Origin of the sequence: Hymenobacter metallicola, assembly GCF_004745645.1 — a bacterium.
In the GTDB taxonomy this organism is placed as follows: Bacteria; Bacteroidota; Bacteroidia; order Cytophagales; family Hymenobacteraceae; genus Hymenobacter; species Hymenobacter metallicola.
This window is the reverse complement of the sequence record NZ_SRMB01000001.1, coordinates 463133-477447: the sequence shown is the minus strand read 5'-3', so window position 1 is coordinate 477447 and position 14315 is coordinate 463133. Positions and strand designations below refer to the sequence as shown.

General features: G+C 60.6%; 10 protein-coding genes. 9 read left to right on the top strand and 1 reads right to left on the bottom strand.

Features of this window, described 5'->3' with window-relative positions; genetic code table 11:
• Positions 1-54 precede the first annotated feature (54 nt).
• The gene (locus tag E5K02_RS01990) at positions 55-3123 is read right to left on the bottom strand and encodes a CheR family methyltransferase (RefSeq protein WP_135391631.1); all 3069 of its coding nucleotides are present in this window, start codon (positions 3121-3123) and stop codon (positions 55-57) included.
• A gap of 238 nt (positions 3124-3361) precedes the next feature.
• On the opposite strand from E5K02_RS01990, the gene E5K02_RS01985 reads away from it, so the two are divergent.
• The 9 genes from E5K02_RS01985 (at position 3362) to mutM (ending at position 14205) form a co-directional block, all read left to right on the top strand.
• Complete coding sequence (locus E5K02_RS01985; RefSeq protein ID WP_262709828.1) at positions 3362-4417, top strand: chemotaxis protein CheB; 1056 nt, start codon at positions 3362-3364, stop codon at positions 4415-4417.
• Between the two features lie 464 nt (positions 4418-4881).
• Positions 4882-5457: a hypothetical protein gene (locus E5K02_RS01980; RefSeq protein WP_135391629.1), complete on the top strand. Its 576-nt coding sequence runs from the start codon at positions 4882-4884 to the stop codon at positions 5455-5457.
• 193 nt (positions 5458-5650) lie between these two features.
• Positions 5651-6016 carry an STAS domain-containing protein gene (locus tag E5K02_RS01975; protein WP_135391628.1) on the top strand — a complete coding sequence of 122 codons (366 nt, stop codon included), beginning with the start codon at positions 5651-5653 and terminating at the stop codon, positions 6014-6016.
• Positions 6017-6232: 216 nt separating this feature from the next.
• Entirely contained in the window at positions 6233-6997 is a 765-nt protein-coding gene (locus E5K02_RS01970) for an OBAP family protein (RefSeq protein ID WP_135391627.1), read from the top strand.
• A 231-nt stretch (positions 6998-7228) separates the two neighbouring features.
• Positions 7229-8926, top strand: coding sequence for an MFS transporter (locus tag E5K02_RS01965; protein WP_135391626.1), 1698 nt, complete (start codon positions 7229-7231; stop codon positions 8924-8926).
• A gap of 323 nt (positions 8927-9249) precedes the next feature.
• On the top strand, positions 9250-11043 hold the full coding sequence (locus tag E5K02_RS01960; protein ID WP_135391625.1) for an ABC transporter ATP-binding protein: 1794 nt from the start codon (positions 9250-9252) through the stop codon (positions 11041-11043).
• Between the two features lie 302 nt (positions 11044-11345).
• Positions 11346-12218, top strand: coding sequence for a M48 family metalloprotease (locus E5K02_RS01955; protein WP_167856250.1), 873 nt, complete (start codon positions 11346-11348; stop codon positions 12216-12218).
• 139 nt (positions 12219-12357) lie between these two features.
• Complete coding sequence (locus tag E5K02_RS01950; RefSeq protein ID WP_135391623.1) at positions 12358-13254, top strand: PhzF family phenazine biosynthesis protein; 897 nt, start codon at positions 12358-12360, stop codon at positions 13252-13254.
• Between the two features lie 120 nt (positions 13255-13374).
• Entirely contained in the window at positions 13375-14205 is an 831-nt protein-coding gene (mutM, locus tag E5K02_RS01945; protein ID WP_135391622.1) for a DNA-formamidopyrimidine glycosylase, read from the top strand.
• Positions 14206-14315: the final 110 nt, after the last annotated feature.

The window sequence follows — 14315 nt, the reverse complement described above, 5'->3', positions numbered from 1 at the left end:
AAAGCGAAGCTCAGCCGTGCACTTAAAAAAGGCTTTGCTTAGGTGTTCAGCCAGTTACAACTGCATAACCGGCTCTATTCGCTCCACTCCCAGCAGCACCCGCCCGGTGGGGCGCCCTTCGAAGAGCAAGGGCCGCCCATACAGCACCAGGCACTGCTGGCCCTGGCCGGGAAGATCCGCTACCACCGCCAAGTTATCGAACTCACTTGGGTTGAGCCGCGTGTCGAGCAGCTCGCGCACGGCCGCCAGCAGCCCGGGCTGGTCCAGGGTGCCCCCACCGATGGTGGTCAGGGAGGTGCCCTGCAAGTCGTTAATGGTGGAGCCGAAGATCTGGGCGAAGGAATGATTGACAAAGACCATACTCAGGTCGGCATCGAGGGCAGCCACGGGTTGCCGCATGGTTTCCTGCAAGCTGGCCTGCAGCTGGGCGCCGGCCTGCAGCTGGGTTTCCATCGTTTTGAGGGTCGTCACGTCGGAGAAGGTAATGACGGCCCCGCTGATGTAGTTGTCGAGGGTGCGGTAGGGCAGAATGCGCATGGTATACCACTCGCCGGAGGTAGCCTGAATAGTGGCTTCCACGCTGATAAGCCGGTCGAGCACATCCTGCACGTCGCGCAGCAGGTGGTCGTAGCGCAGGTTGGCAGCGAAGTGGCTGATGGGCCGGCCCAGGTCGGTGGGCAGCAGGTGAATAATGCGGGCCACCCGGGGCGTGAAGCGCTTCACGTTCATGTCGTTGTCGAGAAAGACAATGGCAATTTCGGTGGCGTCCAGCAGGTTTTTCATGTCGCTGGCCACCTGGCTCAGTTCCTCGGTTTTGGAGAGGTACTGCATGTTCAGGGTCATCAGCTCCTCGTTCAGGCTCTGCATTTCCTCCTTGTTGGTCATGGCCTCCTCGTTGGTGCTCTGTAGCTCCTCGTTGGCGCTTTGCAGCTCCTCGTTGGTGCTTTTGAGTTCTTCCAGGGAGCTTTCCATTTCCTCAATCGTGGTCTGGAGGCGGTGGCGGGTGTACTGCAGCTCCTTGTCGAGGGCGGCTACCACGGCGTCGCGGCTGAGCTCGTCGCTGGCGCCTTTGCCCAGGCGCACCTTGCGCGGGGTGGGCTGGTCTTCGAAAGCCACCAGCAGCAGGCCGGCCAGGGCTTCGGGCTCTTCCAGGTATTTCACGGTCAGGCGCAGCAGCTGCTGCTGGCCGTTATCGGTTTTCACCCGCACGTTGTCGGCCGTCACGTTCTGGCGCGACTGCAGGGCCCGGCGCACGGCAGCGCTGATTTCGTAGCTGAGCTCCTCGCGGGCCATGTCGAAGAGGTTCATGCCGCTCAGGCCCGGGGCTGGCTCCAGGTACTTGCCCGTGCGCCCGTTCACGAACAGGATTTCGCCCTTGGGATTGATAACGACGGCCGGCGGGGCGTAGGTACTAAGCAGGGTTTTCTGCACCTGGGCAGCAAACGGCCCGCCTTCGCGGCGGGTGGAGGCAGAAGCAGACATAAGGACAGAGGGATGCGGAGCCGGGGTCGTTTGCCGCGACAGGTCGAAGGGGAAGTTGATGAGGCGCGGCAGGGAGCTGGCCGTCTTGGTACGACGGGAAATCTTCCACTTGACGTCAAGGGGCTGGAACAGGTCCTGAAAGGAGGTGATATTCTCGCTGGGCCCCAGAAACAGCAAGCCTTCGGGATTGATGGCGTAGTGAAACACCGGCATCAGGTTTTTCTGCAGCTCGGCCGAGAGGTAAATCAGCAGGTTGCGGCAGCACAGCAGGTCGAGCTTGGTAAAGGGCGCGTCCTTGTTGATGTTGTGCAGGGCAAAAATCACGACGTCGCGCACTTCCTTGCGAATCTGGTAGTGCCCGTCGGTCTTGTGGAAGAAGCGCTGCAACCGTTCGGGGCTCACGTCGCCCACAATGTTGTCGGTGTAGAGGCCCAGGCGGGCAAAGTCGATGCCCTCGGTTGAAATATCGGTGGCAAATATCTGGAGCTTAACGTAGCCGGCGGTGTCTACCTCGTCGAGAAGCTCCAGCAGGGTCATGGCCAGGGAGTAGGCTTCTTCCCCGGTAGAACAACCCGGGGCCCACACCCGAATAACGCTGTCGGATTCCTTGGCCTGCACAATGGGCCGCAGGTGGTTTTTGATGCTTTCGAAGGCGTCGGGGTCCCGGAAGAATTTGGTCACCCCAATCAGTAGCTCCTTAAATAGTTGCTCGACCTCCTGGGGATTTTCCTGCAGGAAGCGTACGTACTGGGTAAACTCCTTGATCTGGTGGGAGTTCATGCGCCGCTCGATGCGGCGGAATACGGTATTGCGCTTGTAGTGGCTAAAGTCGTGGCCGGTTTGCTGGCGAATGAGCAGAAAGATTTTCTGCAGGGCGTGGGCCGGCTTGGCTTCGGAGGTTTCCTGCTGCTCGCGCAGGGGGCGGCTCATCAGGGGGCGCTCCACGTAGTCAAGCAGCTTGGCCGGCATCAGCTCGGGAGCCAGCACAAAGTCGACAAACTCGGTGGTCAGGGCCGCGCGCGGCATCGAGTCGAAGGCGGCCGTGGCCGGGTCCTGCACCATCACCATGCCGAAGCTCTCCATTACCAGCTTCAGGCCCAAGCTGCCATCGGAACCCAGGCCCGAGAAAATGATACACACGGCCCGCTCCCGGGCGTCTTTGGCCAGGGTTTGGAGGAAAAAGTCGATGGGCATGCGCCGCCCCGGGGCCTGGCTGGGCTTGAGCAGAAACAGGGAGCTGTGCATCACGCTCAGGTCACTGTCGGGCGGAATCACGTAGACGTTGTTGGGCCGCATTTTCAGCCCGTCGGTGGCCAGCTGCACGGGCAGGCTGGTGTAGTGCTGTAGCACGCCCACCAGGTTGCTCTCCTTAGTGGGCAGCTGGTGCACGATTACGACGAAGGCCATGCCCGAATGGGGCGTGAGGTGGCGAAAGAACCGCTCCAGGGCCTCCAGTGAGCCAGCCGAGCCCCCCAGGGCTACAATGGGAAACTTCTCGACCGAGGTGAGCACGCCGGCGGTAGAAGGGTTTTCACGAGTGCTAGATACCCCAGTTGTTTTGGGGGCTGTTATTCCTAATTCCTCAACGGAAACGTGGTTTTCCCCGGCTTCGGGTGAAGTCGGGTTAGCATCTGGATTCATACGGGCAAAGCAAACCGCTGCACCTACGCAGCTTTATCATCAACGGCAGCCGGTCGGCACAAGACAGGTCACAACGTCAAATTTATTGAAAAATGGGGCAAAGGCGGTGTTTCGCTCCTACCCGGTAAAAAACAACCTCAGCCGAAGCCTTCGTTTCTCATCCTACGTATCCTTGCGTAGCTAGTAGCATCAGCGCCGGCTCACCGGGCCGGGTTTACTTACCTTTTCGCTTTAGTCCGTGGCCAGACCTGCCTATCTCATTGTTATTGGAACTTCGGCGGGCGGCATGCCTGCCCTCACACGCTTGGTAGCCCAGCTACCGGCCACCCTGCCCGCCGCGGTGCTGGTAGTGCAACACTTGAGCCCCGATTCGACGGGGCAGCCGCTGGTAGACCGCCTAAGCGAACATACCGCGTTGCACTGCCAGCTAGCCCGGAATTTGGCCCCCCTCCAAGCTGGCTCGCTCTACCTAGCCCCCCCCGACCGGCATTTGCTGGTCAAGGATCAGCAGCTTTTGGTGACCAAGGGCCCGCGGGAAAACAACTTTCGCCCGGCCGCCGACTCTTTATTTCGCTCGGCAGCTGTGGCTTACGGCCCCAATGTGGTAGGCGTGGTACTGACCGGCATGCTGCACGATGGCACGGCCGGCCTCGATTATATAAAACGCTGCGGGGGCACGGCCCTAGTGCAGGACCCGTCGGAGGCCGAGTTTCCGAGCATGCCCGAAAGCGCCATGCGCAACGTGGCCGTGGACTACATTTTGCCCATTCATATGATGGGCCGCGTGCTAACGGAGCTGGTAGGGGCGCCGCCCACGCCCCCGGGCTCGGCACTCATTCCGGAAGATTTGCAAATGGAAGCCGCTATAGCCGAACGAGTTGTGGGAACTACCGACGAAGTTAACCGCTTGGGTCAGCAAGTGCCCCTCACCTGCCCCGACTGCGGCGGGGCTCTCTGGGAGCTGAAGCACGGCAGCCTGCTGCGCTACCGCTGCCACACCGGCCACGCCTTCACGGCCGATGCGCTGCTGGAAAAAACCCAGGAGTCGATGGAAGAAACCCTGTGGGTGGCCCTGCGCATGATGGAGGAGCGCAAAAATCTGCTCACCAGCATGGCTAGCCACGGTGCAGGCCCCTGGAACGTGCAACAGGCCGAAAAGCTGGAAGAAATCAAGCAGCACATCAACCGTCTGCGCGAGTTTCTGCTCAACGGCGGCCTCACCGCTCAGCCGGCCCCCACGTCCACCCCGGACCCTAATGCCGACTCTCCACTGCGCCTTTCGCCCAATTCGTAGGCTGGTAGCTTTACTCCTTTCGTAGCCCTCACAAAGCCCTTTAATCTTCGTATTAAGGGGCTTTTTTTGTGTTCGAGACGCACGGGTAGGCAGGTTTGCAATGAGCTACCCAGTGGTTGGTCTTATCCCCCCCGCCGGGCTAGTGCTGCAACAGGGGCTAGCGACACTCAAGCAACGAACTAGCCGCTGCCGCCGGGTACCCTACGAGCCGCCTCCTCCGACTATCTACCGGTAGCTGTTCTGGGAAGCTCCGGGAAGCACCTGCGCCTTGTACGCAGCTGAAAATCAGTGTTTACAGCCGGGCTTTTCCGTACTACTGCGGGAGCCAACCAAGGGGGTTCGTCGTTTAACTTTGAGAAAAGCAGCCAGCTCTATTCCCCCGCGTTGCTTTCCGGCCGCTGCTCCTATAGAAAGCAAAAGCCAGCCGCTCTACCTCCGTACCTCGACCACAGGCCTTTCTGACTATGAATCACCTATCTACTTCAGCCCTACCCTACGCCTTAGGCAGCGTTTCTTACCTCGATTTGGCCCACGCGCAGCCCAGCCAGGCCCGGGTATCGGTTCCGGCGCTAGGTGGGTCCCGGTTACCTGCTCCTGCCCAGGCCACAGCCCGGGGCCCCAAAACGCTGCGCGTCGATACCCTGCGTTACGTGCTGCACCAGGCGTCCTCGGGGGCTTCCTATCTGCATTTGTCTTTGTTTGATGATGACCGGGAATTAGCGCATTGGGTGCTACCGGGCGGCGTGGTACAGTCGGCGCTAGCCCCGCCTACGTACCTGGTGGAAGCTTCCCGCCCCCTGGCCCCGACGGCGGCGCAGATTCTGGATGAGGGCAGTTGCCAGCCGGTGGGCACGTATCGGTGCCATCCCCTGCACCAGCTCGAACAAGGCCTGCGCAACGGGCATCTGGAACTGCTACTGCGGGGCCAGGAGCTGCAAGGCGAGTTTTCGCTGCTGCGCCTCCACCCGCAGGGCCACACCTGGGAGCTGCACCGGCAGCAGCCCAGCTTGCTGACCCAGCGCCTGGTGGCCTGGGCCTAAACGGACGAGGTGATAAATACGGAGAAGCAGAACCGGTACTTACCCCGAAACAATGCGTGCAAATACGCTGGCGCTTTTCCTAACACCTTGACTATATTTAACTTCCACTTAACGCCACCCACCTACAGCAGGCGCCTACTGGGGCGGTAGCAGTTGTAGCCGGATTTGTGAAACACAAACTTTCCTTCTTTTTATGCACGGCCTTTCTACCTCTTCCACCGACGACTTTACTCCGTACATCATTCGGGTAAACTTCGACGAAATAAAACCCATGGAGCTGGCGCGTATGCTGATGCGCTATAACAAGCTGCGCCGCCCCCGCCTGCTCATCGACTGCCAGAGCCTGCGCTGCCTGCGGACCCGGGGCGTAGCCTACTTTGCCTCGCAACTGCTCACCCTGCAGGCCTCGGGCGCGAAAGTGCTGCTGCGCAACGTGGACCCCGTTCTGCACCGCACCTTGCAGGTATTGCACCTGGATAAGGTGTTCCAAATCGACTTGTCGGGGCTTGAGGCCTCCGCGGCGCATCCTACCCCATCGGTTTCGATGGGCGCCGCCTAGCCCGGTATTCTGATCCTGCTGTTGCCCTTGCCCAGCCTTTTCCACAACCTTAGTTACCAGCCACCTGCTGCCGACGGCAGGTGGGCAACTTTTTACTGACCGCCCGGTAGTTTAGCACTTCTGCTGCCCTACCGGTGGCAAGCCTCCGGGAAGCAATTTCTGGGGGCTTGTTCTTTTTCCGACCCTTTCCTCACTTTTCTTCCCGGCCCCACTCCCATGACTATTCGACCTTGTTTTCGTGTTGCTGGCTACCTATTTCTGACGGCGGCGGCTCTGGCCTGCGGCGACCAAAACACCAGCTCGCCCGTAGAGGCTCCCGGAGCCGAAAAAACAGCCAAGACCCGGGTGCTGGAAGCCGGAGCTGACATTTTGCAGGGCAAGGCGCCCCTGCAGAAGCTGAACATGTACCTCGATGGGTTTCACTTCTACAACGGGGCGCTGGGCCAGCAGATGGAAGCCCACCACTTCTGCGCCAAGCTCAACGAAGACGTAACCCAGTGCGTGATTTACGACGGCAATGGCCCCGACGCCAAAATTATGGGCATCGAGTACATCGTCTCCAAGAAGCTGTTTGAGCAGCTGCCAACCGAGGAAAAGAAGCTCTGGCACAGCCACGTGCACGAAGTGAAGTCGGGGACGCTGGTTGCGCCCGGCATCCCGGCCGTAGCCGAGCATGAATTGATGGAAGAGCTGGTGTCGACCTACGGCAAAACCTTCCACACCTGGCACACCGACCGGGACAAAACCCTGCCCCTGGGCACGCCCCTGCTGATGATGGGTTTCACCAAGGACGGCCAGATTGATACCAACATGGTAGCCCGGCGCGACCAGCGCCTGGGCATTTCCTCGCGCCAAAAGCGGCAGGAACGCGCCGATATTGCCGCCCCACCCGTAGCTCCCGGTGCCGATGCCTGGGAAAAAGGCGAAGTGCGGCAGCTGGGCATTGCAGAAGATGCCCAGGCAGCTCTGCATAAACACTAAGCGGCGGTTGCGGATTCTACTACAGCGCACAGCCAGAAGCCTAGCCAAAGGTCTGGCAGGGGCTTTCGGCTAGGCTCGCCCTACCCGTTGAAGCTAGCCTGACCTCCCTGCACCGGAACGGCCAGCTCAGCGGCCCGGTCGGCTGAGCTGGCCTTGTTACGTGAAGCGGTTGTGTGCAGCGGCTGCATCTAGTCGGCAACTTCGCGGCCCGGACGGCAGTATGGTTTGGGTATGCCTGCTTCCGCTTCTGTGGCTCCGGCCGCGCCCGTCAGCTCCTCGCCCTTCTCGCCCCTGCGGATTCCATTTTTCCGCATGCTCTGGATAGCCTCCTTCGTGTCCAACATCGGCACCTGGATGCAGAATGTGGGGGCCGTGGGCCTCATGACGGAGCTGACTCCTTCGCCCATCCTGGTGTCGTTGCTCCAAACGGCCTCGGCCCTGCCGGTCTTCCTGCTCAGCCTGCCCGCCGGCGCCCTGGCCGACCTGGTCGACCGGCGCAAAATGCTGCTCCTGACCCAGACCTGGATGGCGGCTACGGCCCTGGTGCTGGCCACCGTCACGCTGCTGGGCTTTACCACGCCCTGGCTGCTGCTGCTGCTCACCTTTCTGCTGGGCCTGGGCGGAGCGCTGAACAACCCGGTGTGGCAAACCGTGACGCCCGAGCTGGTGCCCCGCCCCGAGCTGCCCCAGGCCATTGCCCTCAACAGTGTAAGCTTCAACCTGGCCCGGGCTTTCGGGCCCGCCTTGGGAGGTCTGGTTATCGGCTACTTCTCGGCCGGCGCCGCTTTCTTGATCAACGGACTGTCGTTTCTGGCTACGATGTACATGGTCTGGAGCTGGAAACGGGAACCCCAGGCCACTTCGGCCCTGGCCACTGAGCGGGTGCTGGCCGCCATTCGGGGCGGCATCCGGTACGCCAGGTTTGCCCCGCCCGTGCAGAACATTCTGGTGCGGGGCGTCAGCTTTACTTTTGGAGCCAGCGCCTTGTTTGCCCTGATGCCCGCGGTAGTGGCCCGCCGCCTTCACGAGCCTACCTCGTTTTACTCCCTGCTGCTGTCCTGCATGGGGCTGGGCGCGGTGCTGGGCGCCGTAATTTTGCCGCGGCTCAACAAGTATCTGAGCATCAACTGGCGGGTAGCAGTAGCCACCGTGGCCTTTGCCGCAGGCCTGCTGGGCCTGGCCTTTGCCGACAGCCACTGGCTGCTTTATAGCCTGCTTACCCTAGTGGGGCTGGCCTGGATGCTGGTACTCAACTCCTTCAGCGTGGGGGTACAAACGGTAGTGCCGCGCTGGGTGCAGGCCCGCACTATTAGCCTGTATTTGCTTACGATTCAAGGCGGTATGGCACTGGGCAGCATTGTCTGGGGCAGCGTAGCCGAGCGGGTCGATATTGCCTGGGCCCTGACCGGCGCCGCGACCTGGCTGCTGCTGAGCACCTTGCTGGTTTTCCGCTTCGCCCTGAGCAGCGGCGAAACCATCGATTTCACGCCGGCCCGGCCCCGCCTCGAACCCGTGCTGGCCGAAGAACCCGTACCCACGCAAGGCCCGGTCATCGTGACCACCACTTACCACGTAGCCCCCGAGCACCGGCAGGCGTTTGTGTTCATCATGGACCAGCTGGCCGACATCCGCCGCCGCGAAGGCGCCATCCGGGTGGGCACCTACGCCGACTTAGCTGAGCCGAGCCGCCTGGTGGAATACTTTATGGTTGAAACCTGGGAAGAGCACGAGCAGCAGCACGAGCGGGGCGTAAGCCGGGAGGAAGCCGAGCTCAAGCTCCGGGCCCGGCAGTTTCACCTGGGCCCCGAGCCGCCGGTTATTGCCCACCTGCTGGCCCAGCACGCCCTGCCCTTGTCCCCGGCCGAGCCGCCCATGGTGCCCGGCAGCACCCGCCTCGTAGCCAGTACTGCCGGCGAAGCTACGGCGTAAGGCAAATGTAGTGGAATCTGCCTGGGTACTACTCATCTGTCCTGGCGAGGCGGAGCCGAAGCCATCCGTCCGCTGCGCAGGTAGTCACGGTCTTTTACCCAGCAAGCCCTTTCCCGGAACGAACAGGAAAGGGCTTTTCCCCTTAGAAAGCTTTGCACAGCTCAGCGGACGGATGGCTTCGGTCTTCCGCCTCGCAAAAACACGAGTTCTGCATCCGCACATTCTCCCCAGTATAGCCCCTGAGTTCATTATCCTTTTATCTTCCCGTAAACCTTCTGGGCAGCTTCCTTCTTTGTACCAAAGCTCCTCTCTCAACCCCACACATGAAACTTCTCTACAGTTACCTGCGCCACTACTGGGGCCTTTTGGCGCTGGCATTGCTGCTGGCTGCCATCAACCAGGTGTTTTCCCTGCTCGACCCGTATATATTTCGCCAAATCATTGACCGCCACGTCGTCAAGTCCGGTGAGTCGGCTTTTCATGACGGCTTCTGGGAGTTTCTGCGCGGCGGGGCGGGCATTCTGATCCTACAGGCTATGGGCGTGGCCATGGTGTCGCGCATTGCCAAGAACTTTCAGGACTACTACACCAACGTCATCACCCAGCGTCTCGGGGCCCAACTATATTCCGACGGCCTGCGCCATTCGCTAGATTTGCCCTACCAGGTGTTTGAGGACCAACGCTCGGGCGAAACGTTGGGCAAGCTGCAAAAGGTACGCACCGACGTGGAGCGCCTGATTCAGAGCTTCGTCAACGTGCTGTTTATTTCGTTGGTGGGCATCATCTTCGTTATGTGGTACGCCATCAGCGTGTACTGGCCCATTGCCGCCGTCTATTTCCTGACCATTCCGCTGCTGGGCTCTCTAAGCCTGTTTCTGAGTCGCCGCATCAAGGTTATTCAGAAAACCATTGTGGCCGAAACCACCGCCCTGGCCGGCTCCACCACCGAAAGCCTGCGCAACATTGAGCTGATTAAAAGCCTGGGGCTGGCCCAGCAGGAAACCAAGCGGCTGAACGCTACTACCGACAAGATCCTGAAGCTGGAGCTCAAAAAGGTGCGCTACCTGCGGTCCTTGTCGTTTGTGCAGGGCACGTTCGTGAACCTGATGCGCAACGTGATTCTGCTGATGCTGCTGTTTCTGGTGGTGCAAAAGGTCATTTCCGTGGGTGAGTTCTTCTCCTTTTTCATCTACTCGTTTGCCATTTTTGGGCCGCTCCAGGAAATGGGCAGCATCATCAACATCTACCGCGAAACGGAAGCCTCACTGGCCAATTACCAGCTCATTCTCGATACGCCCAAGGAAGTCAAGCCCACCCACCCGCAGGTAGTGGAGAAAATTGAGACCCTGACCTTCGACGACGTGCACTTCAAGCACCTTTCGGCTTCCACCTCGGCCCTGGATGGCATTTCGTTTGAAACCCGGCTGGGCGAAACCATTGCTTTCGTGGGGCCTTCGGGCTCGGGCAAAACGACCCTGGTCAAGCTGCTGGTGGGGCTGTATCCGCCGGCCAGCGGGCAGATTCGCTACAACAACATTTCCGGCATTCACCTCGACCTGGACCGGCTTCGGGAGCAAATCGGCTTCGTAACCCAGGACACCCAGCTGTTTGCGGGCACCATCCGCGAAAACCTGCTTTTCGTGGCCCCGCAGGCCACCGATGAGCAGTGCTTGCGCGCCCTGCACCAAGCCGCCGCCGATGGCCTGCTGGCCCGCGCCCCGCAGGGCCTCGACACCGTTATCGGGGAAGGCGGCGTGAAGGTATCGGGCGGCGAAAAGCAGCGGCTCAGCATTGCCCGGGCCCTGCTGCGCCGGCCTACCCTACTCGTGTTCGACGAAGCTACTTCCTCCTTGGACTCCTTGACCGAAGAAGAAATCAGCACGACGGTCCGGGAATTGTCGGGCTCCCGCCAGCACATTACCATCCTGATTGCCCACCGCCTGAGCACCATTCTGCACGCCGACAAGATCTTCGTACTCGAGCGCGGCCACATTGCCGAGCAAGGCCGGCACGACGAGCTGCTGGCGCAAAAAGGCTTGTACTACGCCATGTGGCGGCAGCAAATCGGGGAACGGCCCGCCCCAACGGCCGCCCCCAAACGCTTGGAAAAGGTGTAGTGTCGTTTCGTCAGTCAGAGATGAAAAAGAGTCATGTGGGGCCCCGCCCCGCATGACTCTTTTTGCATTGTCTACCACCCAGGCAACCATCGGGCCCGCCGCCGGCTCTTTGCAATACGGCTGGCTCTGACAAGGTCTGTTTTTGTCTTACTTCCGCGGGGCGTAGTGCTAGATTTCTTAGTGGATAAAGCACGAAAACAGTCGGGGTTTCGTTTACCAAATAGCCCCTTGCTTCCCAGCCAGCGCCTTATTTTCGGCAGGGTTCTTGAATTAGTAGTTGTATCAGCCAAAAGGATTTTTCCATGACCCACTACCGCACTTTCCGCCGCTTCGCAGGTTTGATGCTTGCCGGGTGGTTTTTGATTATACAGGCCGCTTCCGCCCAGAACGCCAGCCGCGACGTGCTGCGCGAAATCACGGATGTGGTAGGCCTCAAGCCGCGCTTCGAGCTGCAGGCCACTTCGCAGGTGCAGAATGCCGCCGCGGTGGTTTACAACGGTAAGCGCTTCTTGCTCTACAATCCTCAATTTGTATCCTCCGTAAACCGGGCCGGCCGCACCGACTGGGCGGGCATCAGCATTCTGGCCCACGAAATGGGTCACCACCTCAACGGCCACACCCTACGCCCCGGCGGCAGCCAGCCCGCCGATGAGCTGGAAGCCGACGAATTTTCGGGCTTTGTGCTGCGCAAGATGGGCGCCAGCCTCGCCGAAGCCCAGGCCGCTATGGCTGTCGTCTCGGATGAGGAAGCATCTCCGACCCATCCCGGCCGCTCGACGCGCCTATCTGCCATTGGCAAGGGCTGGCAGCAGGCGAATACCCAGATTGTGGCCAGCAGCCGCACGGCGGCCCCTTCGGCCGCGCCGGTAGCCATAGCCAGCACCCCTGCTCCCGTGCGGCCCGTGGCTAACACGGCCGTGCCGATGAACGTGGTAGGCCAGATTGTATTCCGCGACAACCCCGACCAGCGCTACTACCTGACCAGCAAGCTGAACGTGGTGCGCATGCAGAACAACTCCATGGGCCAGATTGTAGGCCGCGTAACCCGGTCGAACAGCAACAGCTTCCCCTATATTCTGGTCGATGGTCAGGACCGCCGCCTCTACATCAGTGCCAACGGTGGGGTGTTTAACAACCGGGGTCAGCAGGTAGGTCTGCTCTCCGACCCTTCCTAAGCTACTTTTGTCCTTTAATTCCAGGCCTGCTCTCCCCAGAGCGGGCCTTTTTGCTTTATAAGCCAAGCCGGATTTTTTCCAGCTTCGGCTCACGCTGGTATGCTAGCTTTGGGACTTCTACCCTAGTTGTTCCTTCTGTATGCCTACCTATCCGTTCCTGCTCGTCGACGCCTTCACTGCTACCGCCCTTGGGGGCAACCCTTGTGCCGTCGTGCTGGATGCCGACGATCTGTCGGCGGAAGCCATGCAGCAGTTGGCCCGCGAATTCAATCAGTCGGAAACGGCCTTTGTGCGGCGCTCAGCGGTAGCTGAGTTTGGGGTGCGCTATTTCACGCCCGCCGAAGAAATTCCGCTGGCTGGGCACCCCACCATTGCCACCGTTACGGCCCTGATTCACACTGGGCGCCTGACGTTAACCCAGCCCCAAACCGGCCTGCGGCTGGAATTGCTCCACGGCCCCATCGACATTGCCGTAGTGCCTCCGCAGGGCCAAGAACCCGCTCAGGTATGGATGACCCAGCGCAAGCCCGTGTTTGGCGCCGTGCACGACCCGGCCTTGGTACTGCCCCTCTTCGGCCTGACGCCCGACGACCTGGAGCCGGGCTCCTTGATACAAACCGTTAGCACCGGCACGCCCCAGCTCATGCTGCTCTTGCGCGACCAGCAGGCCCTGCGCCGCTCCCATATTCCGGATCCAGCAGCTTTTGCCCGCTACCGCGCCGGTAGCGACTTTTTCAGCCCCCATCTGTTCTGCCTGGGCGGCGCTACGGCTGCCGGGCACACCTTCGCCCGCCACTTCGGGACCCCGCCCGACATTGCCGAAGACCCCGTGACGGGCTCGGCCACCGGCGGTATGGCCGCGTATCTGTGGCACCACGGCTACGTATCCAGCCCCGAGTTTGTAGCCGAACAGGGCCACTGGATGGGCCGGGCCGGCACGGTGCACGTGCGCATTGCCGGGCCCCGGGAGAATATCGAATCCGTTACTATTGGCGGCCAAGGCCTCGTCGTGGTGGAGGGGCAGCTGAAGCTCTAGGCAGCGGCAATAGCTGAGCCGTAGTGCAACTTGGCGGGGCTCTGGCGTGTTAAGCAGAACCACCGTTCCTTACCCGGGAAATGGTGGTTCTGCTTTGTTTTCCGCCCTTACCCCAGCCCCGTGCCCGAACTACCCGAAGTTGAAACCTACCGTCGTTTCCTCGACGAACTTGTGTTGCACCAACCTATTACGGCTCTGGAAGTGCAGGACGCCCACGTACTAGGCACCGATGAAGAAACCCTGCGCCAGCGCCTGGTGGGCCAGCACGTAACGGCGACTCGCCGCATCGGCAAGAACTGCTTTCTGGAGCTCAGTGACGGGTCGGCCCTGGCCCTGCACTTTGGCATGACCGGCGACGTGGGGGCCTACCGCCACGCCCACGACGCGCCCCGCTTCACCCGCGTGGCCCTGCATCTGGCCGACGGCCTGCGCATTGCCTTTATCGACCCGCGCAAGTTTGGCCGCATCCGACACGCGGAAAGCGTGGGACACTACCAGAAAGCCAAGAAGTTGGGACCTGATGCGCTGGACGTAACGGCGGCCCACTTGCAGCAGGTAATGGGCGCCAAAAAGGTTTTGCTCAAGCCCTTGCTGCTCGACCAGAGCATCACGGCCGGACTGGGCAACTGGATAGTGGACGAGGTGCTATTTCAGGCCAAGCTGCATCCCGAACGCCGGGCCAATACGCTGACCGCTGAAGAATTTAACGCCTTGCACGCGGCTATTCAACTAGTACTAAGTACGGCCATCGGCCACGAGGCCACCTACCGGCATTTCCCAGCTTCCTTTCTCATTCATGCCCGGGAATGGGACACCTCGGCTACACCGGGCACGGAGCAACACCGCTTCTGCCCGCGTCACCCGAAAGTGGAGATAGAAAAAAGCTACGTTGGAGGCCGGGCAACCTATATATGTCCGCGCTGCCAACCGGCACCCGTTGATACAGAATAATACTATTCACCCTTACAAAAACCCTTTCTAAAACCTATTAGAAAGGGTTTTTGCGTATGTAACTAACCTGTAGCACAAAATCTTATGTTTGATTTGTCGAGTTGAACTTT